The organism is Arthrobacter sp. NicSoilB8 (assembly GCF_019977355.1).
Taxonomy (GTDB): domain Bacteria; phylum Actinomycetota; class Actinomycetes; order Actinomycetales; family Micrococcaceae; genus Arthrobacter.
Map to the genome: position 1 here is coordinate 1,805,152 of NZ_AP024655.1, position 26,369 is coordinate 1,831,520.

The window sequence follows — 26,369 nt, forward strand, 5'->3', positions numbered from 1 at the left end:
AACTTCTGCACGATTCCGCGCGATCGGCTATCTCTTGGGTATGGATGTTGTCCGTGATTCAGGCAGTGCCGCCCCGGAGGTTCCCGGTTACGACGTCGGACGCCTGCTGGGGCGCGGCGGCACGGCCGCCGTCTGGCTGGTCACCGAACAGTCGACGCGCCGCGACTATGCCCTCAAATGCTTCGACCCCGGCGGTGAGACAACGGAGGAAGGCGGCGGGGCCCGGGCCCGGGAAGCCGAAGAGGCAGTGCGGCGGGAGGTCCGTATCCTGTCGGCGCTGGACCACGACCACCTGCTCAGGGCCCACGCCGTGCTGCGCCTTCGCGGTCCGTGGTCCGGGCCCGATTCCGGCGACGCCCTGGCGCTGCTGCTGGACTATGCGCCCGGCGGATCAGTCGCTGAGCTCGTGGCGGGTCGGGGCCGGCTTGGCGCGGGCGAAACGGTAACGGTCCTGACGCCGATTGCGCAGGCGCTTGAGTACCTGCACTCGCAGGGCTTCACCCACGGCGATGTTTCTCCGGGCAATGTGCTGTTCACGGCGCACGGGAAGCCGCTGCTCGCCGATGCGGGTCTGGCCCGGATGGTGGCCGACGTCGGATCCGCCGGCGTCGCCGGGACCCAGGGCTTTTCCGATCCGGCCCCGGTGGATGCTGTCCGGGCGGGCCTCCAACCGGAGCGCGATGTCTATTCGCTGGCGGCCGTCGGCTGGTATTGCCTGACGGGCCAGCCGCCGGGTCCGGGCGTCCGGCGTCCGCCGCTGCCGCTGCTCGTACCCGGCGTGCCGGCTGCGCTGGCCGCCGCGCTGGAGGCCGGACTCGACGAGGAACGGCGCCGGCGGCCCTCGGCCGCGGAACTGGCCGCCGCTGTCTACCGCAGCGCTGCGGCGGAGCCCGTGGATCTGTCCGTCACGGCCCATCCGAGCGTGGTTCCGCAGTTGCTGACCCGGCGGGCGGTGCCCCGCACCGCCCGGGAGCGCCGGGCCTAAAGTCTCCGCCGGCGCCGCCCGTGGTTCCGCCGGTGGCGCCGCCCGCCCGGGGGGAGCAGCGGGGTTCCGGCAAACGGTGCCGCCAGTCCTGCCGCCTCTGCCGGCAACGGGGCGCCGCCCGGCAGCATTGACCGCGCATCCGGGACCGCCCAGGCCGGGCCGGCCGCCTTGGCCGGGAGGCGGTCTCCCGCAGCGCTTCCGGGGGCGCATTCCAGGCCCTCCTCGGCCGCGACCGCGAGGCACGCTGTCAGCGGGGGCACGGCGAGGCACTCCGCCGCCGGCACCGGTCCCGGCTCCGGTCCTGAATCCGGCCCGGATCGAGCCGTCGACAGCCCGACTGCCGGCGCGCGGGATGGCGCGCGCGTCGCCGGGTCCGGCGCCGGGCACGACGCACGGGGTCAGACCGCGCCCGGCATTCGGCGTGGCACCCGGCGAGGTGGCCTGCGCGGTGGCCGGCGAGGTGCCCCGGCCGGGGGCCGCCGTCGTGGTTGTCGGAAAGCCCGGGCCGGGTGGGCCGTTGCGGTCGCTGTGCTCGCAGGCCTCGGCGGGATCTGGCTGTTTGGGGGAGGCAGCATCCCGGATCTGCTCGCTGCCTCTCATCCGTCCGCCGCAAGGCCGGGCGCTGCCGGCGCCAAAGCGGCCGATGCCGACCGCTCCGATGCACACGGCTCAGATGCACACGGCTCAGGCGCGGACAAGTCATCGCGCGGCGAGGGGACTGCCGGGGCGCCGGTGCCGGAGGCCATCCCCAACGAGCTCAGGGACCTGTTGGGATCAAACGACCCCGGAGAAGCGGTCCGCGGACTTGCTGCGTTGCGTTCGCTGGCGTTCCGCTCCGGGAATTTGCGGCTGCTGGAGGAAGTGAACGTCCCGGCGTCGGATGCCGCGGCCGCGGACACCAGGATCGCCGCCCGGCTGGCAGCGGCCGGACACATCCTGTCCGGGTTCGAGACCACACTGACGAGTGTGCAGGCAGCCCCGGGCGGCGCGGACCGGGCCGTGGTGGCGGTCAGCGCCGTGTCCTCGCCCTACCAGGAACGCGATGCGGCCGGTGCTGTGGTGGCTCAGGCTCCGGCCGGGGAAGAGGTCAGGCTGCGGCTGGTCCTGGCCAGCGTTGACGGACGGTGGCGGATTGCACAGATTCTCGCCGCGGACACTGCGTCCGGCTAGCCGGGTCCGGTGACCTCCGGGTGGCGATGAACGGTTAGTCCCGGTCCGCCGCCCAGGCCGCGGCCTCGGCGAGAGACGGGTGCTGCCACTCGAAGCCATGGTCGGCCAGGACCGCCGGCTCCAGGCGCTGGCTTGCCAGGAGCAGTTCGTCGGCGAGCTGGCCCATCACCAGCCGCAGCACCGGCGCGGGGACCCGCAACAGCGCCGGCCGGTGCAAGGCCGCGGCCAGCCGGGCGATCAGGGAGTTCACGTCCGCGGTTTCGGGGGCACACACGTTCACCGGCCCGGACACCGGAGTTGAGAGCAGGAAGGAAAAGGCGCCGGCCACGTCCGGCAGGGTGACCCAAGGCCAGTACTGCCTGCCGTTGCCGAGCGGCCCGCCCACGCCCAGCCGCAGCAGCGGCATCAGCCGGCCCAGTGCGCCGCCGGAGCGGCTCAGGACGACTCCGGTGCGGGGCGTGACAACGCGGACGCCGGCGGGAGCCTCATGCGCCGCGGCCTCCCAATCGACGCAGATCCGGGCGAGTGTGCCCGAGCCGGCGGGCGCGTTCTCACGAAGCACCTGTGCACCGGCGTTGCCGTAGTAGCCGGACGCCGACTGGCTCAGGAACACCGCAGGAGGCGTGTCCATGCGCGCCATGGCGCCGGTGAGGGTCTGCGTAGCTCCCAGCCGGGAGCTGCGGAGTTCGTTGATGCGCGCCCGGGTCCAGGGCCTGTCGCCTATTCCGGCGCCGGAGAGGTTGACCACGGCGTCCGCGTCCTTCAGGGCGGTGTCGTCGATCCGGCCGGCGGCCGGGTCCCACTGGAACTCGGCGGCCGAGGCGGGGGGACGCCGGACCAGGGCAGCGACGTCGTGCCCTTCGGTGCGCAGCGCGTTGGAAAGGGCGGTTCCGATCAGCCCGGAGGCGCCGGCAACAAGGATTCGCATGATCCATCTCACCACGCCCGGCACGGCGGCGAAACCTTCCGGGCCGCAATGGCCGTTGTGGCTATGATCGAACGATGACCCCCTCGAGTTACTTCCGTTTCCCGCATGTCCACGGCGATTTGGTCACCTTCGTGGCCGAGGACGACGTCTGGATTGCGCCCGTGGGCGGGGGCCGTGCCTGGCGCGTCTCCTCCCTGCAGCTGCCGGCCCGCAACCCCCGCTTCACCCCCGACGGCAAGCGCCTGGTGTGGACCGTTGTACAGGGGACAGCCCCGGAGGTCGTCACGGCCGACGTCGTCGGCGGCGGCTACCGCCAGTTGAGCTACTTCGGCCACCCCTCCACCCGGGTCAAGGGCTTCACCCCCGGCGGCGACGTCCTGGTCACGAGCGCCTTCCGCCAGTCGGACAGCCGCCACACCCATGCCTACAGCCTTCCCGTCACCGGCGGCTGGGCGGAGGAGCTCCCGTTCGGCCCGGTCGAATCGGTGGCCTTCGGCCCGGTCGTCGGCGACGAACGACCCGTGGTGCTCGCCAGCGTGCTCTCGCGTGAGCCTGCCTGGTGGAAGCGCTACCGCGGCGGTGCGGCGGGCAAGCTGTGGATCGACGCCGACGGAAACGGTGAGTTCGAGCGGCTCGCCCCCGAACTGGACGGCAACCTCACGGACCCCCTGTGGGTCAAGGGACGGATTGCGTTCCTGTCCGACCACGAGGGCTACGGAAACCTCTATTCGTTACTGCCCAACGGTGGCGACCTGCGGCGCCACACGGACCACGAAGACTTCTACGTGCGTCACGCCTCCACCGACGGGGAGCGCGTCATCTTCGAATCGGCCGGTGAACTCTGGCTGCTGTCCGGCCTCGACGCGGAAGCAGTCAAGCTCGACATTTCGCTGGGTTCCGCCTCACAGGCGCGCCGGCCCGCCCCGCTGAAGCCCTCACGGCACCTCGGTGACGTCGTTCCGGACCGCACCGGCGCGTCCAGTGCCGTCGAATCTCACGGCACTGTGCACTGGCTGCGGCACAAGGACGGCCCCTCGCGGGTCCTCGAAGCCACCCCGGGCGTCCGGGCCCGGCTGCCCCGGCCGTTCGGCGAGGGCCGAATCGTCTATGTCGCCGACCACGCCGGCGTAGAGGCCCTGTACCTCAAAGCCATTGCCGCCCCGCTGGCCGGCGCGTCCGGGACCGACCCGAAGGCGCCCCAGTCCGCCGTCCAGCCTGCTGTTCAATCCCCGGTCCAGCCCGACGACACCGGGGCCGGGTCGCCACTTCCGAAGCCGGTGTCCGCCGCCGCGCTGACCGGCTCAGGATCAACTCCCGCTGCGGCAGGCAGTTGGGTGTCCAACCCGGTCCCCGCCGCAGCCGGCACTGAAGGATCCGGCACTGACACGTCCGGCACTGACACGTCCGGCGCCGCTCACCACAGCGGCACGGCTGGCACAGCCGCCGCCGTCAAGGAGGTGCCTGCCTCCGGTGGGGTCACGCGGATCGACTTCCCCAAGCCCAGCCGGGCCAGCGCCATCGAGGCCAGCCCCGACGGACGCTGGCTCGCGGTCGGCACGTCCTTCGGTGACATCTACCTTGCGGACACGCGCGCGGGGACGATGTCCCTGCTGAGCAGCATCGGCGAAGGCAGCATTGAAGGATTCAGCTGGTCTCCGGATTCCGCCTGGCTCGGCTGGTCCGAACCGGTCACGTCCTTCGGCTCCCGCAGCCGGCTCCGCGTCACCAGGATCGACGGCGGCACGGGCGCGGCGATCATCGATGTCACCGACGGCCGGTTCCGCGACGAGTCACCGTCGTTCACTCCGGACGGCAAGTACCTCGCCTTCCTCTCCAACCGCAGCTTCGATCCGGTTTATGACGGCCACTCCTTCGATCTGTCCTTCCCGAGCCCGATCAAGCCTTACCTCGTGGCTCTCGCCGCCGACACCCCGTCCCCGTTCGGCCCGAGCGTCGACCTTCAATTCGACGCCGGCACAGCGAGCACTGACGGCACAGCGAGCACTGACGGCTTCGCGGCGGACGGCGCCGCGGTGGCGGCACCGTCCGCCGCGAAGCCGGTGCCTTCCGTGCGGGTCGACGCCGAGGGCCTGGCCCACCGCGTGATCGGGGTCCCCGTGCCGCAAGGCAACTACTCGTCGCTCTCCGCGACGGCCGGGGCCCTGCTCTGGCTGGACAGCGAACTCTCCGGCACCACCGGCGAAGGCCGGGCAAGCCTGGAGGATAAGACCGCCGCGCCGAGCCTGGTCCGCTATGACCTCGCCAAGCGCAGTGCCTCCACCCTGGTGGAGGCACTGGACAGCTACCGGGTCACCGGCGACGGGGAAAAGGTCGTGTTCATCCAGGACAAGCAGATCCGGGTTACGCCAGTCGGCGCCAAGGCCGACGAGGACTCCGGCCAGCTCGTCAAGGTGGACCTCGGCCGCATCCGGGTGCAGCTGGACCCGCTCAGCGTGTGGGGCCAGGCCTTCGACGAGGCCTGGCGGCTCCAGCGCGACTTCTTCTGGACCGAGGACATGGCCGGCCAGGACTGGGAGTCCGTCCACTCCCGCTACCGTCCCGTGGTGGAACGTCTCGGCTCCCACGATGACCTCGTGGACCTGCTGTGGGAGCTGCACGGCGAACTGGGCACGTCCCACGCCTACGTCCGGCCGATGGCCGTTGCCGAGAACGGCAGCAGCCCGCAGGGCCGGCTCGGCGCGGATCTTGAGTTCACCGGCGAGGGCTGGGAAATCACCCGCATCCTGGCGGGCGAGTCCTCCGACCCGCTGGCCACCTCGCCGCTGACCCGTCCCGGCGCCGACGCCAAGCCCGGCGACGTCCTGCTGGCCATCGACGGCGTTGAACTCACGGACTCGCTGACCCCGGCCATGCAGCTGGTCGGCGCGGCCGGCCGTGCCGTCGAGCTCACCCTGAGCAACGGTGCCGGCCACGGCGCGGCCGCAGGCGCCCAGCGCCGCGTGGCCGTGGTCCCGGTCAAGGATGAGGAACGACTCCGCTACCAGGAATGGGTCGCCGGCAACCGGCGGACCGTCCGGGAAGCCTCCAAGGGGACGTTCGGCTACCTCCACATCCCGGACATGATGGCCAACGGCTGGGCCCAGCTGCACCGCGACCTTGACACCGAAACGGCCCTGGACGGGCTGATCGTCGACGTCCGCCGCAACCGCGGCGGCCACACCTCCCAGCTCGTGGCCGAACTCATCGGACGCAAGGTCACCGGCTGGAGCATGCCCCGCGGGGAAAAGCCGCGGACGTACCCGCACCACGCACCCCGCGGACCGGTCATCATCCTCACGGACGAGTTCGCCGGTTCCGACGGCGACATCATCACGCAGGTCTCCAAGCTGCGGGGGATCGGACCCGTCATCGGCACCCGCACCTGGGGCGGCGTCGTCGGGATCGACAACCGCTTCGCGCTGGCCGACGGAACGGGTGTCACTCAGCCGCGCTACGCCACCTGGTTTTCCGGTGGCGTGGGCTGGGGCGTGGAGAACTTCGGCGTCACCCCGGACATCGAGGTGACCTTCCCGCCGCACGCCTATGCTGCCGGGACCGACCCGCAGCTGGAATACGGCATCGGGGCATTGAAGGAAATGATCCAGGAACTGCCCACGGACCGTCCGCCGCTGCGCGAGGGCTACCGCCGGGTCCGGCCCGCACCGCTGCCTGCGCGGCAACAGGCCGGCCAGGCCTAGGCGGTCCCCGGGGGGTCGCACGACCCCGGAAGCCACCACGACGAAGGCCACCGCCGCACCGGACAAATCCGGTGCGGCGGTGGCCTTCGTCGTGCTGCGGGCTGCTACGGCGGACCAGTTCAGCGGTCCGGTACAGCGGGTGGGGCTAGGAGGCCAGGGTGGCGTCCAGGGTGATCTCGATGCCGGTCAGGGCGGCGGAGACCGGGCAGCCGGTCTTGGCTTCCTCGGCCAGGCGCTGGAAGTCATCCGCGGAAATGCCCGGGACCCGGCCAACGAGGGTGAGGTGGCTGCCGGTGATCCCCGTGCCGGGCTGGAACGTCACGTCGGCCTTGGTGTTGATTTCCTCGGCCGTGTGTCCGGCCTGGGCCAGGGCATTGCTGAACGCCATGGAGAAGCAGGCGGAGTGTGCAGCCGCGATGAGCTCCTCAGGGCTGGTCTTGCCCTCGGCGGCTTCGGCGCGCGCCTTCCAGGTGACATCGAAGTTGCCCAGCCCGGAACTGTCCAGCGTGGTGTTCCCGGCGCCCGTCATCAGGTCACCATTCCATACAGTGTGTGCGGTGCGTGTTGTTGCCATGTCCACTCCTCGACGTCGATGTGAATCAGCGATCCGGCGAGGTGCCGGATCCTGCCGTGATCAATCCTAGGGATTCCGCGCGGCCGCCGCACGGGGGTTCCGCTGTCAGTGGATTGTGACCCCCTCCCGCGACCGTGCCCAGCGACCCCTTGCAGCGATCCCGCCCGGTGCCGGCCGGCCAGGGGGCAGCACAGTGTCGGCAGTACAGTGTCGTCATGGAAATCACCGAACCCGCTGCGGCCCTCACGGCGCGCATCGCCACGATCATGGTCAACGCCGTCGACGCCGAACGCCTCGCCCGGTTCTGGTCCACGCTGCTGGGCACCGCTGTGGCCTCGCGCTTCGAACAGTTCGTCTGGCTCCAGCCGGCCGGTGCCGGCGCCCCGCAGATGGCCTTCCAGCAGGTCGAGCAGCCCACCCAGGGCAGGCGCCGCCTGCACCTGGACATCCACGCGTCCGACCCCAAGGCGCTGCGGGCTCTCGCCGAGTCCCTGGGTGCCGGCTACGTGGCGGGCGATGACATCGGCGACTTCCATTGGGACGTCATGCAGGATCCCGAAGGCAACGAATTCTGCATCGCCGGCGACTGAGCCGTGAAAAACGAAGCCGTTAAACGACGACGGCGCCGCACCCGGCCGGGTGCGGCGCCGTCGTGGCCACGGCTATATGCCGATTACTGCCACAGGGTCGCAATCGCAACGTTAAGCAGCGCCAGTCCGCCGACGCTGTGCGCGAGGCCCTTGCTGATGGGCTCGCCCTTCTTGTACTTGCGACGGCCGATGAAGGCGAGGACGCCGACGATCAGGGCAATGACGAGCTTGATGCCGAGCTTGACGTAGTTGGCGTTCATGTCCAGGGCCGGGATCAGTCCCATCATGGCGATACCCGTGATGAGCTGCAGCATCGCGCCGTCGAACTGGCGGGGGTGGACAGTGGGCTTCTTCATCTGGCCAATCCAGATACCGACGATCATGGACGCGCCGATGATGTGCAGGAAGACCAGGATGTCAAAGACAATTTTCATGGGAACAGTCTAGCCAGAAGATTCTACAGAACGTAGTAAGACCCGCCGGGGCCCCGGAACGGCAAACGGCGACGGCGGCACGGGCACTCCGCTGGTTTCCCACCGGAGCCCGCACCGCCGTCGCCGTCGGTGTGCTTTTAGACCCTAGAGGCCCAAGTCTGCTTCGAACGCGCCTTCTTCGAGGCGTGCCTTCAGCGTCTGCAGGAAGCGGCCCGCGTCGGCGCCGTCCACCAGGCGGTGGTCGTACGTCAGGGAGAGGTACATCATGGAGCGGATGGCCAGCGAGTCATCGCCGTTCTCGTCCGCGACCACCACGGCACGCTTGACGATCGCGCCGGTGCCCAGGATGGCCACCTGGGGCTGGTTGATGATCGGGGTGTCGAAGAGGGCGCCCACGGAACCGATGTTGGTGATGCTGAAGGTTCCGCCGGAGAGCTCGTCCGGGCCGATCTTGCCGTTGCGGGTGCGGTCCGCGACGTCGGCGATCTTTCCTGCCAGGCCGGCAAGGTTCAGGTTGCCGGCATCGGAGATGACCGGAACCAGCAGGCCCTTGTCGGTGTCCACCGCAATCGCCAAGTGTTCGGCGTTGTGGTAGGTGATCTCCTGCTTGTCCTCGTCGTAGGAGGCGTTGATCTTCGGGTGCTGCTTCAGGGCCTCGGCGACAGCCTTGGCGATGAAGGGCAGGAAGGTCAGCTTGGAGCCGTTCTGGGCCTGGAAGGAGTTCTTGGCCCTGGCGCGCAGCTTGGCCACCTTGGTCATGTCGACCTCGTGGACCTGCGTCAGCTGGGTGGAGATGTCCAGGGACTCGCGCATGCGGCGGGCTATGACCTGGCGGATGCGCGGGGCCTTCTGCACGGTGCCCCGCAGCGAGGACGCTGCGGCTGCGGACGGAGCCGCCGACGGAGCCGCTGACGGCGCTGCGGTGGCTGCTGCCGGTGCGGCCTTGGCCTCCGCGGCTGCCAGGACATCCTGCTTGCGGATGCGGCCGCCGACACCGGTGCCGGCCAGGGAGGCGATGTCGACACCCTGCTGGTTGGCCAGCTTGCGGACCAGGGGGGTGACGTAGCCGGATTCCGCCGGTGCGGCAGCTGCTGCAGGCGCGGGGGCTGCCGGGGCTGCCGGGGCAGGCGCGGCGGGCGCCGGTGCTGCTGCGGGAGCGGCCGCCGGGGCGGGAACTGCCGGAGCTTCCTGCTTGGGCGCTTCGGGCTCCGGCGCGGCTGCCGGTGCGGCCGCTGCGGGAGCCGGCGCTGCGGGGGCTGCGCCGGCGGAGCCGATCACGGCCAGGACGGATCCGACCTCGGCGGTCTCGTCCTCGTTGACGCGGATTTCCAGCAGCGTTCCGGCAACCGGAGACGGGATTTCGGTGTCAACCTTGTCCGTGGAGACCTCGAGCAGCGGCTCGTCGACCTCTACGGAGTCGCCGACGCTCTTCAGCCAGCGGGTGACGGTGCCTTCGGTGACGCTTTCGCCCAGGGCCGGAAGCGTGACGTCGTGTCCTTCACCGGCGGGAGCAGAAACGGCAGCAGCTGCCGGCGCCTCGGCGGCCGGTGCGGCGGCTTCAGGAGCCGGCGCTGCGGCAGCGGACGCGGAAGCCGCCGGGGCCTCTTCGGCGGGTGCCGCAGCCGGGGCCTCGGCAGCGGCCGGTGCGGCGTCGCCGGAGCCGATGCGGACCAGCGGGGCGCCGACCTCTGCGGTCTCGTCTTCGGCGACGAGGATTTCCTCGATCACGCCGGCAATCGGAGAGGGGATTTCGGTGTCTACTTTGTCGGTGGAGACTTCGAGCAGCGGCTCGTCCACCTCTACCCGGTCACCGACCTGCTTGAGCCAGCGGGTGACGGTTCCTTCGGTGACGCTCTCACCGAGGGCGGGCAAGTTAACGGATTCAGACATGTCGTCCCCGTTCTCCTTATTGATTTTAGTGCGGATGATTGCTGCCTTGTTTGAGCTTAGTGCACCCGGCATTTTGGGCCGGGCGCACTAAGCCCTGTGGTCTTGCGGAGGTGCGGGTTGAGCTGCTAGCCGTGCAGGGGCTTGCCCGCCAGCGCCAGGTGCGCCTCGCCCAGGGATTCGTTCTGGGTCGGGTGGGCGTGGACCAGCTGGGCCACGTCCTCGGGGTAGGCTTCCCAGTTCACGATCAGCTGGGCCTCGCCGATCTGCTCGCCCATGCGGGCGCCGATCATGTGGACGCCGACGACCGGGCCGTCCTTCTGGCGGACCAGCTTGACGATGCCGCTGGTGCCCAGGATGGAGCTCTTGCCGTTGCCGGCAAGGTTGTATTCCTGGGTTTCGACCTGGTCGTCGCCGAACTTGGCCTTGGCGGCCTTCTCGGTGTAGCCGACCGTCGCGATTTCCGGCTCGGAGTACGTGACCTTGGGGATGTTGACGTCTTCGACGACCACCGGCTTGAGGCCGGCGATTTCCTCGGCGACGAAGATGCCCTGCTGGTAGCCGCGGTGGGCCAGCTGGACGCCGGGGACGATGTCGCCGACGGCGTAGATGTTGCCGACGCCGGTGTGCAGGCGCTCGTTGGTGATGACGAAGCCGCGGTCGATGGTCAGGCCGGCCTCTTCGTAGCCGAGGTTGGCCGTGACGGGGCCGCGGCCCACGGCGACGAGCAGCAGATCGGCTTCGAAGGTCTTGCCGTCGACAAGGGTGACCTTGACGCCGTCGTCGTTCTGCTCAACGCCCTGGAAGAACACGCCGGTGGAGAACTTGATGCCGCGCTTCTTGAAGGCGCGCTCGAAGTTCTTGACGATCGTGGCGTCCTCGTTCGGGACGAGGGAAGGCAGGCCTTCGACGATGGTGACGTCGACGCCGAAGGACTTCCACACTGAAGCGAACTCGACGCCGATCACGCCGCCGCCCAGGATGATCGCACTCTTGGGGATGTAATCCATGGTGAGGGCTTCGTCGGAGGTGATGACCTTGCCGCCGATTTCCAGGCCCGGCAGTGTCCGGGAGTAGGAGCCGGTGGCGAGGACAATGTTCTTGCCCTTGTAGGCGGTGCCGTTCACGACGATGGTGTCGGCGCCCTGGAGCTTGCCCTCACCCTCGATGACGGTGATGCCCTTCTTGCCCTTGATCAGGCCCTGCAGGCCCTTGAACTTGCCGGCGATGATGCCGTCCTTGTAGGCGTTGACGGCCGTGATGTCGATGCCGTCGAGGGTCACGTTCACGCCGTACTTCGCCGAGTCGCGGGCGTGGTCCGCCAGCTCCGCGGAGTGCAGGAGCGCCTTCGTCGGGATGCAGCCGTTGTGCAGGCAGGTGCCGCCGAGTTTGGCCTTTTCGATGAGGCCGACGGTGAGGCCAAGCTGAACGGCCCGCAGAGCGGTGGCGTAACCGCCGCTGCCGCCGCCGAGTACCAGGATGTCGAATTCTTGCGCAGTTGCCTGATCGGCCACTAAAACGCTCCCTCGCGTGAACGATGACGCGAGAGTACGCATCATCTGGTCTTGAAACCTGCCTGCGGCGATTATGCCAGCCGGCCTGTTCCCTTTCATTTGTGACTACTTCTTGGGGTCTGTTTCGTTGAAACAAGGTTCACCTTAGCGAACCACTAATACATGCTCCACCTTGTCGAGGCGTTTGTGGAGCGCTTGTGTCCAGTGTCACGCGGCTTTGTGGCCGGGGCGTCAGACCCCGGCCGCAAAGCCGCGTGAGTGCGCACAGCCGTGCCAGGCAGTGATGTTAGGACGAAGCCGGCAGGAGGTCTTCGACATAGGCCACCAGCGTGCGCACGGTGCAGCCGGTGCCCTGCTTGTGGTTGTAGCCGTAGGGGCTGCCGTTATTGAACGACGGACCGGCGATGTCAATGTGTGCCCACGGGATCTGCTCGCCGTCCTTGCCCTTGCCGACGAATTCGCGCAGGAACACCGCCGCGGTCATCATGCCGCCGTGCCGTTCTCCGATGTTGGCGATGTCCGCGACCTGGGAGTCGAGGCTGGCACGCAGCTCCTCGGGCAGGGGCATCGGCCAGACGAGCTCGCCGGCACGGTCCGCGGCGGCCTTGATGGCGCCGGTGACTGAATCGGAGCCCATGACGCCGGCGGTGCGGTCACCCAGGGCGATCAGCTGCGCGCCGGTCAGGGTGGCCACATCGATGATGGCGTCCGGGTACTCCTGGCCCGCGGCGACGATGCCGTCGGCCATGACCAGGCGGCCCTCGGCGTCGGTGTTCAAGACCTCCACGGTCTTGCCGCCGAACATGGTCAGGACGTCGGCGGGGCGCTGGGCCGCGCCGGAGGGCATGTTCTCCGCAATGCACAGCCAGGCGGTCGCCTTGACCGGGAGGCCGAGGCCGGCGATGGCCAGCACGGTGTTAAGGACGACGGCGGCGCCCGCCATGTCGCTCTTCATGTCACCCATGCCCAGGGCCGGCTTGATGGAGATCCCGCCGGTGTCAAAGGTGATGCCCTTGCCCACGAGCGCGATCTTGGCCGTGGCCTTGGCCGGGGCGTATTCGACCTTAACAAGGCGCGGCTGCCGGGTGGAGCCCTTGCCGACGCCGAGGATGCCGCCGAAGCCTTCCTTCTCGAGGCGCTTCTCGTCCCAGACCGTCACCTTGACGGGCAGGCCCTTGGACAGCTCCTTGGCGGCGTCGGCAAAGGACTCGGGGTAGAGGTGGCTCGGGGGCTGGTTGACCAGCGTGCGGGTGGCGTTCACGGCCGTGCCGATGAGGGACGCGCGGTTCAGGACCGGTTGGAGTGCCTTGTCCGCCGCGAAATCGGTCAGGATGGCGACGTTCTTCACCGGGTCCTTGAGTCCGTCCTTGGAGGACCGGAACTCCGTGTAGGAATAGGCGCCCATTGCGGCGCCCTCGGCGACGGCCGCGACCTCGGCCAGTGTCGTCGTCGGAAGTGCCAGGGTGACGGTGGTGACGCCGGCCAGCTGGCGCACGGCCGAGCCGGCGGCGCGGCGCAGTGCCTCCTCGGTGAGCGGCTGCTTCGCAGAGACTTTATTCGACGGCAGCTTGCCGACGCCGGCGAGCAGCAGGATGGTGGCTCCTGCCTCGGGCAGGCCGGGGAGGCGGTGGGCCTGGTCCGCCGCGCCGGTGATGCCAAGAACGCGCAGTGACTCAGCCAGGGCCTCCGCGGCCTTGGCCGTCAGCGGATTGTCGAGCAGGACAGGACCGTCCGGTCCCTGTCCGACGCCGATGACGAGGGCATCGCTGGGGGACTTCTTCAGGTCCCCTGCAACTGCACTAAGTTTGACTTCACTATTCTTGACCACGAGGACAGTCCTCAATTCTCTGTGATGGTTCTCGGTGATTTTCGGCAGGAACTGCATGTTCGGCGCCCTGCCGCGGATCCCGGGCCGCCGTCGTTCTGGGACGCCGCCCGGTGTCTGCAAGCAAGCCCAAAGGGCCAGTTCCGATCGTAGTCTCTCCGCGGCCCGGAAATTCAATCGAATGAGAGCTGCAGCACACCCGGGACAGGAATTAGCCCGGTCGCCGGGGCGTTGTACTGTTAGCGGCGCTGGCGTGCGGTGCGGACCCTCTCGGACTGGCCGGCAGGATCTGCCTGCTGGTGCGGGTTTTGCCTGACTGTGCGGAATCTGCCTGACCGTCCGGATGACGGACCGCGCCCCGCCTCTCCCACCGCCGCCATCGTGAAAGGAACACGCCGTGATTGAACGGATTTCCGGCTCTCTGCTGGACCCCAAGTCTCTCTACATCCGTGACGACGCGCTGTTCTCCAGCCCCGAACTGCACGGGCTCAACCTCGTCATGGGGTTCACCGGCTTCGCCGACGCCGGCCACGTCGTCCGGCAGATCACCGCTGAACTGCTGGACACGCTCGATGCCGAGATGATCGCAGAATTCGACGCCGACCAGCTGATCGACTACCGGTCGCGGCGGCCGCAGATCAGCTTTGTCGAGGACCACCTTCAGGACTACCAGGCGCCGAGCCTGGCGCTCTACCGGCTGGTCGACGGGCTGGGCAGCCCGTTCCTGCTCCTTGCCGGGTTCGAGCCGGACCTGCAGTGGGAGCGCTTCGCGCGCGCCGTCGTCGGGATCGTGGAGGACCTCGACGTCAACCTCGTCACCTGGGTCCATTCGATCCCGATGCCCGTGCCCCACACCCGGCCGGTCGGCGTGACCGTGCACGGCAACCGGCCCGAGCTGATCGAAGGAATCTCGGTCTGGAAGCCCACCGTGGAGGTCCCGGCCGCGGTGGGCCACATCCTGGAGCTGCGGCTGACCGATGCCGGCCGCAACATCGCCGGCTACGTGATCCACGTGCCGCACTACCTTGCAGAAGCCGAGTACCCCACGGCCGCCGTTGCCGGGCTCGAATACCTGGGCGCGGCAACGTCCCTCATGCTGCCGACCGACCGCCTTCGCGAGGCCGGCCGCGAGGTGGGCCGGCAGATCGCCGAGCAGATTGAGGCGTCCGAGGAGGTCCAGCAGGTGGTCTCGCGGCTGGAGGCCCGGTACGACGAAAAGGCCGAAGGGACGGTCCGGCGGTCGCTGCTGGCCGATGAGAACGACCAAATCCCGAACGCCGATGCCCTCGGCGCCGCCGTGGAGGCGTACCTGGCCCGTAAAGAACCCGGCGAATAAATACTATTTATCAAAAGGCCGGGCATAATGGGGGAGTGACCTCTCCCCGCGCCTGGCTGATTTGGATCATCGGGATCTTTGCGTATCTCGTGGCCGTCAGCCAGCGCACTTCCTTCGGGGTGGTCGGCCTGGAGGCGACGGAACGCTTTCATGCCAGTGCGGCCGAGATCTCCTTCTTCACCGTCCTCCAGCTCCTGGTCTATGCCGCGCTGCAGATTCCGGTGGGCATCCTCGTGGACCGGTTCGGCTCCCGCGCCATGCTGGCCGGCGGCGGCCTCCTGATGGGACTCGGCCAGCTTCAGCTGGCGTTTGCCGAGAACATCCCCGGCGGCGTTCTGGGACGCGTCCTGGTGGGCGCGGGCGACGCCATGACCTTCATCTCCGTGATCCGGCTCATTCCGCTCTGGTTCGCCGCGGCGCGAGTGCCGCTGCTGACGCAGCTGACCGGCATGTCCGGGCAACTGGGCCAGCTGTTCAGCGTGGTGCCGTTTGCGATGATCCTGCACTCCGCGGGGTGGACTCCGGCCTTCCTGACGCTGGCCGCGATGTCCGGCCTCGCCGTCGTGCTGGTCCTGCTCCTGCTGCAGGACCTTCCGCCCGGGCACCCCCCGCCGGAAAAGTCGCAGGGACTGCGCGCCACCGGGATCTCCCTGGCGCACGCCTGGCGCCAGCCCGGCACCCGGCTCGGGCTCTGGAGCCACTTCACCGTCCAGTTCAGCGGCACGGTCTTTGCCATGACGTGGGGCTACCCGTTCCTGATTTCCGCCCAGGGGCTGGACCGCGGAACCGTCTCGGCCCTCATGGCGCTGTACGTGGCCGCAGCCATTGCCGCCGGACCCCTGATGGGCAGGTTCGTGGCCCGGCATCCGCTGCGGCGGTCCACCATGGTGCTCCTGATTTCCGGATGCACCGCGGTCGTCTGGGCCTCCGTTCTGCTGCTGCCGGGACGATCCCCGCTCTGGCTCCTGGCTGTTCTCGTTGTGACACTGGCTGTGGGCGGCCCCGGCTCGATGATCGGCTTCGACTTCGCCCGGACCTTCAACCCGGCGCACCGGCTCGGCACCGCCACCGGGATTGTCAACGTGGGTGGTTTCATCGCCGCGCTGGTGTCCATCTACCTCATTGGGCTCGTACTCGACCTCCTGCACGCCACCGGATTCTCCCAGGGCGAGCTCTACGCCCTGGACCCCTTCCGTATCGCCCTCAGCGTGCAGTTCCTGCTGCTGGCCGGGGGAGCCGGGGCCATCATCGCCACCCGGCGGAAAGTCCGGCGCCAGATGGCGGCCCAGGGCGTCATGGTGCCGCCGCTGCTCAAAGCCCTCGCCGAGCAGCGCCGGCTGGTCGCGGAGCGCCGCCGCACACCCTGACCCTCGGATTGGCAGGGTTCGGGGGTTCGGCGGTTCGCGGCTCGGGTTCGGTGGTTCAGCGGTTCGCGGCTCGGGTTCGGTGGTTCAACGGTTCGCGGCTCGGGTTCGGTGGTTTAGCGGTTCGGGCGGGGCAGTTTCGGGCGGGGCAGCAAGTTGTCCACATAGCGCAACCGGGGCGTACCGCAAGGTTCCTGTCACCGCGAAGCTGGGCTTATGACAGCTCCAGATCATTTGAGAATCACCGGGCCCGAAGACATCCTTGGCTTCATCCCGCACTCCTTGGGCTACTGGCCGGAAAACAGCCTCGTGGCCATGACCATGCAGGGCAAACGGCTTGGTGCCACCCTGCGTGTCGACCTCCCCGCGCTTGGCGGTCCCTCCTCCGGCGCCTCCGGCCGGCGCTGCACCGGAGGCGAGGGCGGTGGCACTAGAGGCGGGCGAGGTGCAGGCGGTGACGCCGCGGAAGTGGGGCGCGGCGTTGCCGGTCCTAAACGCCGTGCCAGATCCGGGCGCGGGGATACACTTGCCGGCTTTGCCCGACATGTCGTGTCCTACCTGCAGGCGGACGACGCAGCCGACGGTACGCTGCTGGCCTTCTTCACTGACACTGACACCGGCGCCGGCACGAATAGTGACGCCGACGGCGCAAGCCCGGCATGGGCAGAACTGCTTAGAGAACTCGAACTTGCCCTCGAAGCTGCCGGACTGCCCTTGAGGGACGCCTGGATTGTCGGTGCCGAAATCTGGCGAAACGCCTACTGCAGTGATCCGGAGTGCTGCGGGCCGGCAGGCCGGCCGGTTGAGCAGATCAGGAACAGCAGGCTCAACGCGGAGATGGTGTACCGCGGCAGCAGTGTAGGTGCCGCCCCCGGCACGCATGGAACCCTTCCGGTGCCGGGTTCAGTGGATCCGGCGGTGCGTGCGGCGGAGTCCGGCTGGGCGGAGCAATTCTTTCCGCGTCGGCGGGACCGGGCCCAGTTCGCGCAGGTTCTCGATGTTTGGACGATGGTCCTGCAGGCGGCCACCGCCCGGGAGCGCCCACTTGGCCTCGTCCGAGACGGCCTCGCCCCGGACGGCCTGGCCCAAGACGGCCTCGTGACGGACCTCAAGGCCCCGGGCACCCAAGCCCCGGGAGAGCGCTCCCCGGGCCCACTTGATGCCAGAAACTTTGATCCCCAGTCCGAGGGCCAGCCCCTTGAACTCTCACCGGAGTTGGCCGGCTACCTGCGGGCAAGCCTTTGCACGCCGTCGTGGCGGGACGCCGTGCTCGTGATGGCAGCGGCAGGGCGGACCGCGGCCGTTTGCGGCGCCGAGGAGTTTGGCATTTTCGACACCCAGGCCGGGTCGGGATCCCGGTCCGCAACACGGCCCGGCCCGGCTCCTGGCCCCATTCCGGAGCGACTGCCCGGTTCGACGTCCCGATCACCGTCCGCTCCCAGGCCTGGCGCAAGGGCCGGTTCGACGTCTGGTTCCCCATGCGCGCCGTTGCCGCCTCTGCCGGACGTGCCCATTGACGGGCGGGCCGCCGCGGCTGCCGCCCCGGGTCCTGCCGCTCCAGACCTTGCCGCTCCGGACCTTAACGCCCCGGGTCCTGCCGCGGCTGCCGCCGCGGGCCCTGACGCTGGCGCGGTCCCCGGCTACGGCGAGGTCCTGCTCGGCCTGGCGCCGTCGGTCCCGGACTGGGCCCTGATGGTCGGGCTCGATCGGGTCCTGGAGTTGCTCGGCCGTCTCGGTGACGGTGAGCCAACTGCAGCAGCCGTGACGGCGCGGGGCTGGATTGAATGGTGCCGCGGCCGGGGCTCGTACGCCGATGCCCTGTACCGTCAGGCATTGCAGGACCACCCGGGGTACAGGCTGGCGGAACTGCTGGCGGAACTTGGCCGGCGCGGCACCCTTTGCGGCTGGGCGGCCAGAAGGGATGCTGCCTGGCAGAAGTTTGCTCCCGACGCGGCGTGAGCCGCCGACGCAATGGTCTGGACGCGGCGCCCGAAAGGGGTCCGCGAGGAAAACCGTGAGACAATGGTTGCCGAGACCCGGTTGGGTCCGTGTATCAAGTGCCGTAATGAACCTTGGAAACAGGGAACATTAAGGCCACTCCAGCAGTTCTACTAAGTGGCTCTGCTGGTCGTGGTTGCACCTGATGTCGAACACGGACTTGACAGGGTCATAGTGGTGTTGCCCGTATGGCGATCCGCAGACCGCAGCTAGAAAGGTTTTCAGTGACCCCGTCTTCCGCGAAGAAGGAACCCGCCGACCAGGCCGAAATGTCCCCTGAGGAAAAGAAGGCGGCGACTAACGCCAAGCGCGCCGCTACGCGTGCAGCCAACAAGGCTGTCAAGGACGCCGTTTCCGCAGAGGGTGGCGACACCGTATCCGGAGTCGCCAAGCCTGAGCCCAAGAAGCGCGGGCCCAAGCCCGGCGCCAAAGCCGCGGCCGAGGCCGCGGGTAAATCAGCCAGTGATAATGACGATGATGTCGACGTCGATGAGGACCTCGACGACATCGCCCCCGATGCCGCCGAGCTCGGCGACGAAGTAGAGGGCGAAGAGGTTGCCGGCAAGGCCGCAGCGACCACCGGCTCCGGCTTCGTATACTCCGACGCCGACGACGACGATGCCCCGGTGCAGCAGGTCATGTCCGCCGGCGCCACGGCCGACCCCGTCAAGGACTACCTGAAGCAGATCGGCAAGGTCGCCCTGCTGAACGCCGAGCAGGAAGTTGACCTGGCCCTGCGGATCGAGGCCGGTCTCTTTGCCGAGGAGAAGATCGCCGCCGACGACGGCACGATGGATCCGAAGCTCAAGCGTGAGCTTGAATTCGTCATCCACGACGGCAAGCGTGCCAAGAACCACCTGCTGGAGGCCAACCTCCGCCTGGTCGTCTCGCTGGCCAAGCGCTACACCGGCCGCGGCATGCTGTTCCTGGACCTGATCCAGGAAGGCAACCTGGGCCTGATCCGCGCGGTCGAGAAGTTCGACTACACCAAGGGCTTCAAGTTCTCCACCTACGCCACGTGGTGGATCCGCCAGGCGATCACCCGCGCCATGGCCGACCAGGCCCGCACCATCCGCATCCCGGTGCACATGGTGGAAGTCATCAACAAGCTCGCCCGCGTCCAGCGCCAGATGCTCCAGGACCTGGGCCGCGAACCCACACCGGAGGAGCTGGCCCTCGAGCTGGACATGACGCCGGAAAAGGTCGTCGAGGTCCAGAAGTACGGCCGCGAGCCCATCTCGCTGCACACCCCGCTGGGCGAAGACGGCGACTCCGAGTTCGGTGACCTCATCGAGGACTCCGAAGCTGTGGTTCCCGCGGATGCCGTGAGCTTCACCCTGCTGCAGGAACAGCTGCACTCGGTGCTGGACACGTTGTCCGAGCGCGAAGCTGGTGTGGTCGCGATGCGCTTCGGCCTCACCGACGGACAGCCGAAGACTTTAGACGAAATCGGCAAGGTCTACGGTGTGACGCGTGAGCGCATCCGCCAGATCGAATCCAAGACCATGTCCAAGCTACGGCACCCGTCGCGGTCACAGGTCCTGCGCGACTACCTGGACTAATCCCGGAGCTGGCGCAGACCGAACGCAGTTTCAAGCAACGCGGGGTCACTTCCCGCCCATCCTCAACGGAGGAATGGGCCGGAAATGACCCCGCGTTGCTGTTGCTGGAGAACCTTGGGTTTCATGAATTGGGCTTAGCGAATTGGGCTTAACGAACCAGGGCCCCTCCGAATGGAGGGGCCCTGGTGCAGTGGTCTCAGGTCGCCCGGACCCGGTGGGAGCCGAGCTGGAACCGGTGTGGTCTAGTCGACCGGAACCGGGGCCTTCTCGTGAAGGCGGTCAGTCTCGTCATGCCAGTCTGAGCTGAGCGGCTTGAGTGTCGGCTCTACGGCGCGTGCGTGGTGGCCGCAGAAAAGAAGCTCACCGCCGGAGGCACCGAGAACAACCCGGACGTATGCCTGTGCTCCGCAACGATCGCACCGGTCTGCGGCGGTCAGTGTGCGGTCCGCAACTGCTGTTGTCATGTTCGGCCTCCTTAGTAGATCGGTATACCTATATAACCAGCATTCGGGGCCAAACCATCGCATGGATGGCCCACTTTCGCTGTCCGCGTATCACGTCTCAGTAACGGCGGGCGGCCGAAGAGTCCCCGCGGGGAGTGGCAAACCGGGGAGGACCCGGAGTCCGACTAACCTAGGAAGAGCGTTAATACTGTGACGGCCCGCCTGTGCACGCTGCCGGGGCCGTCCCGATCCTGTAAGGAGTTCACGACCCGTGGCACCCAGTTCTGATTACACCGCCCGGCACCTCTCCGTGCTGGAGGGCCTCGAGGCCGTCCGCAAGCGCCCGGGCATGTACATCGGCTCCACGGACTCCCGCGGACTCATGCACTGCCTCTGGGAAATCATCGACAACTCCGTCGACGAGGCCCTCGCCGGGTTCGGCCATGACATCAAGATCATCCTGCACGCCGACAACTCCGTGGAGATCCACGACGACGGCCGCGGCATCCCCGTGGACGTCGAACCGAAAACCGGGCTGACCGGCGTCGAGGTGGTTTTCACCAAACTGCACGCCGGCGGAAAGTTCGGCGGCGGCTCGTACACGGCCTCGGGCGGCCTGCACGGCGTGGGTGCCTCCGTGGTCAACGCCCTCTCGGCCCGCCTCGACGTCGAGGTGGACCGCGGCGGCAAGACCTACAAGATGTCCTTCCGGCGGGGTGAGCCCGGCCGCTTCAAGGATCCGGGCACCAAGCCGGACCCGGCCTCCATCTTCGAACCGTTCGTTGACGGCTCCGTGCTCGACGTGATCGGCAAGGCCAAGCGCGGCGTCACGGGAACCCGGATCCGCTACTGGGCGGACCGGCAGATTTTCACGCCCGACGCCAAGTTTTCCTACGATGATCTCGCCGCGCGTGCCCGCCAGACCTCGTTCCTGGTCCCCGGGCTCAAGCTCACGGTCCGGGATGAACGCCGGGTTGCCGGCACGCCGGGGGAATCGGGCCCGCATGAGGAGGTGTTCCACCACGACGGCGGCATCTCCGAGTTCGTCGAATTCCTTGCCGCAGATCCTGCCGTCACGGACATCTGGCGCCTGCACGGCGCCGGGAAGTTTAAGGAGACCGTGCCCGTGCTCGACGAGAAGGGCCACAGCCACCTCGCCGAAGTCGAACGCGACTGCGAGGTCGACGTCGCCCTGCGCTGGGGGATCGGCTACGACAGCACGGTCCGCAGCTTCGTCAACATCATCGCCACGCCCAAGGGCGGCACCCACCAGTCCGGCTTCGAGCAGGCCCTGCTCAAGACCTTCCGCAAGGCCGTGGAAACCAACGCCCGCAAGCTCAAGGCCGGCAACGACAAGATCGAAAAGGATGACATCTTCGCCGGGCTGACCGCGGTCCTGACCGTCCGGCTCGCGGAGCCCCAGTTCGAGGGCCAGACCAAGGAAATCCTGGGCACCTCCGCCGTGCGGGCCATTGTGGCCAAGGTGGTGGAACACGAGATCAACGCCAAACTGACCTCGTCACACCGCAACGACAAGGCCCAGTCCGCGCTGCTGCTGGAAAAGGTCGTCAGCGAGATGAAGTCCCGCATCTCGGCGCGCGTCCACAAGGAAACCCAGCGCCGCAAGAATGCGCTGGAAACGTCCTCCATGCCCACCAAGCTCGCCGACTGCCGCACCGACGATGTCGGCCGCTCCGAACTGTTCATCGTCGAAGGTGACTCCGCCCTTGGGACCGCCAAGCTGGCGAGGTCCTCCGACTTCCAGGCGCTCCTGCCGATCCGCGGCAAGATCCTCAACGTCCAGAAGGCCTCCGTGGGGGACATGCTCTCCAACGCCGAGTGCGCGGCCCTGATCCAGGTGGTGGGAGCCGGCTCGGGCCGGACGTTCGACATCAGCGCCGCCCGGTACGGCAAGGTGATCCTCATGACCGACGCCGACGTCGACGGCGCCCACATCCGGACACTGCTCCTGACGCTTTTCTTCCGTTACATGCGTCCGATGATCGACGAGGGCCGCGTTTACGCCGCCGTCCCGCCGCTGCACCGTGTGGAGGTCATTAACGCCGGCCAGAAGGCCAACGAGATGATCTACACGTACTCCGAGGCTGAGCTCCACGTCCTGCTGGCGCGGCTGGCCAAGGAGGGCAAGCGCTACAAGGAACCGATCCAGCGCTACAAGGGGCTGGGCGAGATGGATGCCGAGCAGCTGGCCGAAACCACCATGGACCCGCGGCACCGCACGCTCCGCAAGGTCGGGATCGAAAACGCCAAGCAGGCCGAGGACACCTTCGACCTCCTCATGGGCTCCGACGTGGCGCCGCGCAAGGACTTCATCATTGCGGGCGCCGCAAGCCTGGACCGGGAGCGCATCGACGCCTGACACCCGGCGGCGGACGGTCCGGGCGACGGGATGATGTCCCGTCTCGGCCGTCCCGCCGCCACCGGGGTCTCCCAACCTTCGCCCAAGGTGTATCCGATAGCGTCATCTCACCGATGTGGGCAATGACGCCCGGACTCGGATTCCGCAGCCGAAATCCAGGAGATCCCTATGAAGCAACGCCGGAATATCCGCCGTGCGGCCATCGCCGCCTCGATCGGATTGGCGGCCAGCCTTGCGCCGCCCGCACTCGCTGACAACGGAACAAACACGGCACCACTGCGTGCGGCTGTGTCGGCGACGAACATCATGAAGCATCTCGCAGCCCTCCAGGCGGTCGCAGACGCGAACGATGGCACCCGAGCGGCGAGCACTCCGGGCTACGAAGCCTCCGCCCGGTACATCGAGGACAAGCTGCGGGCCGCCGGATACACCCCGGTCCGCCAGACCTTTCCCTACGACCGGTACGAGACCGTCTCGGCGTCGTTGGAACGTCTGGCGCCGTCTCCGAAAAGCTACGGCTATGACGCCCCGGACGGCTTCCTGGACATGACCTACTCCGGTTCCGGCAACGTCACGGCCCCCCTGGCTGCCGTCGACCTCAATCTGACCGGCGACCGGGCATCCACGAGCGGCTGCGAGGCATCCGATTTTGGCGGGTTTACTGCCGGCAGCATCGCGTTGATCCAGCGCGGCACCTGTAGCTTCCGGATCAAGGCGGACAACGCCGCGGCGGCCGGGGCAGCCGGCGTCATCATCTTCAACCAGGGCAATGTGGACCCGGGCGACGAGCGTTTCGAACTTTTCGCCGGCACACTCGGGGCCCCTCAGGCCGGCATTCCTGTGGTCAGCACAAGCTTCGCCACCGGCGCCGAACTCGCCGGGCTGACTGGCGTGAGCATGCACCTCTCGGTGAACGCCACCGTCACCTCGCTGACGTCTTTCAACATTCTGGCCGACACCGGCGGACGGTCCGACCGCACCGTCGTTGTGGGAGCGCACCTGGACTCTGTGCCTGAAGGGCCCGGCATCAACGACAACGGCACCGGTACTGCCTCCATCCTCGAGACGGCGATCCACCTGAAGGCGACCGGGCAGACCCCGGTCAACAGGGTCCGTTTCGCCTTCTGGGGAGGCGAGGAGCCGGGACTCATCGGCTCCGACTACTATGTGTCCCAGCTGACGTCGAGCCAGATCAAGGGGCACTCCGTCAACCTCAACTTCGACATGGTCGGCTCGCCGAACTTCGTACGGTTCGTCTACGACGGCGACGGTTCCTCGTTCGGCACGAAGGGCCCCAACGGCTCCGCGCTCGTCGAGAAGGTCTTCCTGGACTACTTCAAGTCCCAGAACCTGCCGACTGCGCCGACGGAGTTCGACGGGCGCTCGGACTACTCCGGCTTCATCGACAACGGGATTCCGGCGGGCGGCCTGTTCACCGGCGCTGAGGGGCTGAAGACAGCAGACGAGGCGGCGGTATTCGGCGGGACCGCGGGCGTTCCCTATGACGCCTGCTACCACGCGGCCTGCGACGCCCTCGACACAGCGGACGACAACGACAACGTCAACACCACTGTGCTGGAGCAGATGGCCGACGCGATTGCCCACTCCACCCTGACCTTTGCCATGACCACCTCGGCGATCAACGGAACCTCCAAGGGCAACGGCTCCGGCAGCGCTGACCTTCAATACAAGGCCAGCAAGCTGCTGAAGTAGCCGCGTGCTGAAATATTCGCGTGCTGAAGTGACCGCGTGTTGAAGAACCGCACGAACAGCTCCACCCGGACCGCTTCGCCCGTCGTCAGGCGGGGCGGCCCGGTGCCTGAGCAGGAGGATGTGTCAGCGCTGGCAGCATGGGTGCGGAAGCGACCGGCTCAGCCGAGCAGCCCCGGAACCAGCAGCAGGGCCGTCGGCAGGGCCAGCAGCAGGACGCAGGCTGCCAGGACGGCGGCGCGCAGCGCTTCGGGGAGCGGCGGCTGAGGCGAGAGCAGGCGGCTGACGCGGGACGCCGTCGTGCCCGCCGAGCCGGTGCCCCCGGTGGCGCCGGGCTGGCCGGGGTCCGCGTCGGGCAGGCCGGGCTCGCCGAACGCCAGGCGCGCCGTCGGGGCAGCCGGGGAACCGCTGGCAACAATGGCGATCGCCCGGATGAGGGTGGCCTTGCTTTCCGTTTTGAGTGCGACGTCGTCCGCCAGCATCTCGATCAGGGAGTTGACCGACTCCTGCGCCAGCCTGGTGGTGGGGAGCCATGGCAGGGCCTGGCGCCACGCGGCAAAGGCCCACAGCAGGAGGTGGTGGCGCTGGCTCAGGTGGGCGTTCTCGTGAATGAGCACCGCGCGCAGTTCATCGGGTTCCAGCGCGGCCATGAGTCCGTCGGAGAGTACCGTCACGGAGCGTGCGCCGCCGGGCAGGCAGTAGGCCACGGGCGAGTCAACGTTCAGGACCACGGTTCCCGGGCCGTCGGCGGACGGCGAGGCGAGCAGGTCCAGCAGTTCGCGGTGGCGCCGGCGCTGGCGCTGGATCTTGTAGTACGTCAGCAGCAGGGTGAACACGAGGTGTGCCGTCAGGAGAGCCGCGGCCGAGAGGGCAAAGATGTGCCAGAAGCCCAGCTCGGTGGTGGGGGCATTGTTGAAGACCATCCCCGCCAAGGCCCGCAGGCCCGAGAGCAGGTTGTCCCCGACCGGTTCGAGCCCGTAGACCAGCATGGCGCCGATCATGGACAGGCCGCCGGCCAGGGCGATGGCCTGCCACAGCAGCATGGCCGTGAAGGGGGAGCGCGCCGGCCACTGGGCGCGCGAGAGGAGGATAGGCACCGGCCACGCCAGCGCTATCGCCAGGACCGCCAGAAAATATGAGGTCCAGAACATCGGGCGCTAGCTGCGGCCCAACAGCTTGCGCAGGGTTTCTGCCTCGTTGTCCGTGACGGAACCAATGAACCGGGCCAGTACGGCCTCTCGATCCGGTGCGGAGCCGAGGACCTCGTGCATGAGTTCCGCGGTGTGGTCCGCGCGGCTGGAGACGGCCTGGTAGCGGTGCGGGCGGGTGCCGCGTTCGCGCTCCACCAGGCCCTTGCGCTCGAGGCGCGAGAGTACGGTCAGCACAGTGGTGACCGCGAGGTCCTTGCCCTCGTGACCGGCCGTGCCGTCCTGGGGGCTGGTGCTCTGCGCGAGGAGATCCCGCAGCGTATTGGCCGTCGCAGCTTCTTGGCCCGCCCAGAGCAGGTCCATCACTGCCCGTTCCAGTTCACCGAGACTTGCCATTGCGTACATCCTTCTTCGACTGCCGCGCCGGCGTCATGCTGGGCAAATGCTGGTGCCTGCCGGGGCGGTGTATGTGAATACTTCAGTTACAAATTTACCGCGTTTTGCGCATTCTTTCTACATGAAGTAGAACACGGCCACCCGGCGTGTCGCCCGGCCTGCCGGCCGGCGGTCCTGCGGCCCGTGGCGCGGCGGTCCTGCGGCCCGTGGCGCGGCGGTCCTGCGGCCCGTGACGCGGCGGTCCTGCGGCCCGCGGGGCGGCCGCCCGTGACGGGCTGCCCGGGCGCGGACAGGGGTTGTCCGGCCCATTGCGGGGTGTGACGCGCCATGGGAGTCTGGGTTACGGAGTGACGCCGATGTGTTCTACACTCTGTAGAAGTTGTACTTCTACGCCGCGTAGAAGTTGCTCGAGCCTAGCAAAAGTAGG

At 68.2% G+C, this 26,369-nt stretch carries 19 protein-coding genes; 10 read left to right on the forward strand and 9 right to left on the reverse strand.

Translation table 11 applies throughout. The features are described 5' to 3' along the window. Positions 1 to 40: 40 nt before the first annotated feature. Together LDO15_RS08055 and LDO15_RS08060 are read left to right on the forward strand one after the other, a co-directional pair. On the forward strand, positions 41 to 985 hold the full coding sequence (locus tag LDO15_RS08055) for a protein kinase (RefSeq protein ID WP_223985756.1): 945 nt from the start codon (positions 41 to 43) through the stop codon (positions 983 to 985). A gap of 528 nt (positions 986 to 1,513) precedes the next feature. Beyond that, a complete protein-coding gene (locus tag LDO15_RS08060) occupies positions 1,514 to 2,155 on the forward strand; it encodes a hypothetical protein (protein WP_223985759.1) in 642 nt (213 codons plus the stop codon). Positions 2,156 to 2,189: 34 nt separating this feature from the next. Here the strand turns inward: LDO15_RS08060 and LDO15_RS08065 are convergent, their stop codons facing one another. Beyond that, complete coding sequence (locus LDO15_RS08065; protein WP_223985762.1) at positions 2,190 to 3,083, reverse strand: TIGR01777 family oxidoreductase; 894 nt, start codon at positions 3,081 to 3,083, stop codon at positions 2,190 to 2,192. 74 nt (positions 3,084 to 3,157) lie between these two features. On the opposite strand from LDO15_RS08065, the gene LDO15_RS08070 reads away from it, so the two are divergent. Beyond that, entirely contained in the window at positions 3,158 to 6,781 is a 3,624-nt protein-coding gene (locus LDO15_RS08070) for a S41 family peptidase (RefSeq protein WP_223985765.1), read from the forward strand. A gap of 145 nt (positions 6,782 to 6,926) precedes the next feature. Here LDO15_RS08070 and LDO15_RS08075 read toward each other — a convergent pair whose 3' ends face one another. After that, the gene (locus LDO15_RS08075; RefSeq protein WP_223985767.1) at positions 6,927 to 7,355 is read right to left on the reverse strand and encodes an OsmC family protein; all 429 of its coding nucleotides are present in this window, start codon (positions 7,353 to 7,355) and stop codon (positions 6,927 to 6,929) included. 215 nt (positions 7,356 to 7,570) lie between these two features. On the opposite strand from LDO15_RS08075, the gene LDO15_RS08080 reads away from it, so the two are divergent. Next, complete coding sequence (locus tag LDO15_RS08080; RefSeq protein ID WP_223985770.1) at positions 7,571 to 7,945, forward strand: VOC family protein; 375 nt, start codon at positions 7,571 to 7,573, stop codon at positions 7,943 to 7,945. 83 nt (positions 7,946 to 8,028) lie between these two features. Here the strand turns inward: LDO15_RS08080 and LDO15_RS08085 are convergent, their stop codons facing one another. From LDO15_RS08085 to LDO15_RS08100, 4 genes are all read right to left on the reverse strand, one after another. After that, the gene (locus LDO15_RS08085; protein ID WP_223985772.1) at positions 8,029 to 8,379 is read right to left on the reverse strand and encodes a hypothetical protein; all 351 of its coding nucleotides are present in this window, start codon (positions 8,377 to 8,379) and stop codon (positions 8,029 to 8,031) included. Positions 8,380 to 8,523: 144 nt separating this feature from the next. Next, positions 8,524 to 10,269, reverse strand: a complete 1,746-nt coding sequence (sucB, locus tag LDO15_RS08090) for a 2-oxoglutarate dehydrogenase, E2 component, dihydrolipoamide succinyltransferase (RefSeq protein WP_223985774.1) — start codon at positions 10,267 to 10,269, stop codon at positions 8,524 to 8,526. A 125-nt stretch (positions 10,270 to 10,394) separates the two neighbouring features. Next, complete coding sequence (gene lpdA, locus LDO15_RS08095) at positions 10,395 to 11,780, reverse strand: dihydrolipoyl dehydrogenase (RefSeq protein WP_223985776.1); 1,386 nt, start codon at positions 11,778 to 11,780, stop codon at positions 10,395 to 10,397. A 286-nt stretch (positions 11,781 to 12,066) separates the two neighbouring features. Then, positions 12,067 to 13,608, reverse strand: coding sequence for a leucyl aminopeptidase (locus LDO15_RS08100; RefSeq protein WP_223985779.1), 1,542 nt, complete (start codon positions 13,606 to 13,608; stop codon positions 12,067 to 12,069). 394 nt (positions 13,609 to 14,002) lie between these two features. On the opposite strand from LDO15_RS08100, the gene LDO15_RS08105 reads away from it, so the two are divergent. The 4 genes from LDO15_RS08105 (at position 14,003) to LDO15_RS08120 (ending at position 19,865) form a co-directional block, all read left to right on the forward strand. Continuing rightward, the gene (locus tag LDO15_RS08105; RefSeq protein ID WP_223985783.1) at positions 14,003 to 14,941 is read left to right on the forward strand and encodes a PAC2 family protein; all 939 of its coding nucleotides are present in this window, start codon (positions 14,003 to 14,005) and stop codon (positions 14,939 to 14,941) included. 35 nt (positions 14,942 to 14,976) lie between these two features. Beyond that, complete coding sequence (locus tag LDO15_RS08110; protein WP_223985785.1) at positions 14,977 to 16,308, forward strand: MFS transporter; 1,332 nt, start codon at positions 14,977 to 14,979, stop codon at positions 16,306 to 16,308. A 213-nt stretch (positions 16,309 to 16,521) separates the two neighbouring features. Beyond that, complete coding sequence (locus LDO15_RS08115; protein ID WP_223985787.1) at positions 16,522 to 18,264, forward strand: DUF4192 family protein; 1,743 nt, start codon at positions 16,522 to 16,524, stop codon at positions 18,262 to 18,264. 263 nt (positions 18,265 to 18,527) lie between these two features. Next, positions 18,528 to 19,865 carry an RNA polymerase sigma factor gene (locus LDO15_RS08120; protein WP_223985789.1) on the forward strand — a complete coding sequence of 446 codons (1,338 nt, stop codon included), beginning with the start codon at positions 18,528 to 18,530 and terminating at the stop codon, positions 19,863 to 19,865. A gap of 242 nt (positions 19,866 to 20,107) precedes the next feature. Here the strand turns inward: LDO15_RS08120 and LDO15_RS08125 are convergent, their stop codons facing one another. After that, the gene (locus LDO15_RS08125; RefSeq protein ID WP_208748566.1) at positions 20,108 to 20,329 is read right to left on the reverse strand and encodes a hypothetical protein; all 222 of its coding nucleotides are present in this window, start codon (positions 20,327 to 20,329) and stop codon (positions 20,108 to 20,110) included. Between the two features lie 250 nt (positions 20,330 to 20,579). Between LDO15_RS08125 and LDO15_RS08130 the strand changes: the two genes are divergently transcribed. Continuing rightward, a complete protein-coding gene (locus tag LDO15_RS08130; RefSeq protein ID WP_223985791.1) occupies positions 20,580 to 22,688 on the forward strand; it encodes a DNA topoisomerase IV subunit B in 2,109 nt (702 codons plus the stop codon). Between the two features lie 168 nt (positions 22,689 to 22,856). Then, on the forward strand, positions 22,857 to 24,401 hold the full coding sequence (locus LDO15_RS08135) for a M20/M25/M40 family metallo-hydrolase (RefSeq protein WP_223985793.1): 1,545 nt from the start codon (positions 22,857 to 22,859) through the stop codon (positions 24,399 to 24,401). 158 nt (positions 24,402 to 24,559) lie between these two features. Here the strand turns inward: LDO15_RS08135 and LDO15_RS08140 are convergent, their stop codons facing one another. Then, the gene (locus LDO15_RS08140) at positions 24,560 to 25,549 is read right to left on the reverse strand and encodes a M56 family metallopeptidase (RefSeq protein WP_223985795.1); all 990 of its coding nucleotides are present in this window, start codon (positions 25,547 to 25,549) and stop codon (positions 24,560 to 24,562) included. A gap of 6 nt (positions 25,550 to 25,555) precedes the next feature. Continuing rightward, complete coding sequence (locus tag LDO15_RS08145) at positions 25,556 to 25,942, reverse strand: BlaI/MecI/CopY family transcriptional regulator (RefSeq protein WP_223985797.1); 387 nt, start codon at positions 25,940 to 25,942, stop codon at positions 25,556 to 25,558. Between the last annotated feature and the right edge of the window lie 427 nt (positions 25,943 to 26,369).

Excerpts from the sequence above, each read along its gene's own strand:
- LDO15_RS08055 (WP_223985756.1), top strand. The coding sequence starts at position 41 with ATGGATGTTGTCCGTGATTCAGGCAGTGCCGCCCCGGAGGTTCCCGGT.
- LDO15_RS08065 (WP_223985762.1), bottom strand. The coding sequence starts at position 3,083 with ATGCGAATCCTTGTTGCCGGCGCCTCCGGGCTGATCGGAACCGCCCTT.
- LDO15_RS08070 (WP_223985765.1), top strand. The coding sequence starts at position 3,158 with ATGACCCCCTCGAGTTACTTCCGTTTCCCGCATGTCCACGGCGATTTG.
- LDO15_RS08075 (WP_223985767.1), bottom strand. The coding sequence starts at position 7,355 with ATGGCAACAACACGCACCGCACACACTGTATGGAATGGTGACCTGATG.
- LDO15_RS08080 (WP_223985770.1), top strand. The coding sequence starts at position 7,571 with ATGGAAATCACCGAACCCGCTGCGGCCCTCACGGCGCGCATCGCCACG.
- LDO15_RS08085 (WP_223985772.1), bottom strand. The coding sequence starts at position 8,379 with ATGAAAATTGTCTTTGACATCCTGGTCTTCCTGCACATCATCGGCGCG.
- sucB (WP_223985774.1), bottom strand. The coding sequence starts at position 10,269 with ATGTCTGAATCCGTTAACTTGCCCGCCCTCGGTGAGAGCGTCACCGAA.
- LDO15_RS08115 (WP_223985787.1), top strand. The coding sequence starts at position 16,522 with ATGACAGCTCCAGATCATTTGAGAATCACCGGGCCCGAAGACATCCTT.
- LDO15_RS08125 (WP_208748566.1), bottom strand. The coding sequence starts at position 20,329 with ATGACAACAGCAGTTGCGGACCGCACACTGACCGCCGCAGACCGGTGC.
- LDO15_RS08135 (WP_223985793.1), top strand. The coding sequence starts at position 22,857 with ATGAAGCAACGCCGGAATATCCGCCGTGCGGCCATCGCCGCCTCGATC.
- LDO15_RS08140 (WP_223985795.1), bottom strand. The coding sequence starts at position 25,549 with ATGTTCTGGACCTCATATTTTCTGGCGGTCCTGGCGATAGCGCTGGCG.
- LDO15_RS08145 (WP_223985797.1), bottom strand. The coding sequence starts at position 25,942 with ATGGCAAGTCTCGGTGAACTGGAACGGGCAGTGATGGACCTGCTCTGG.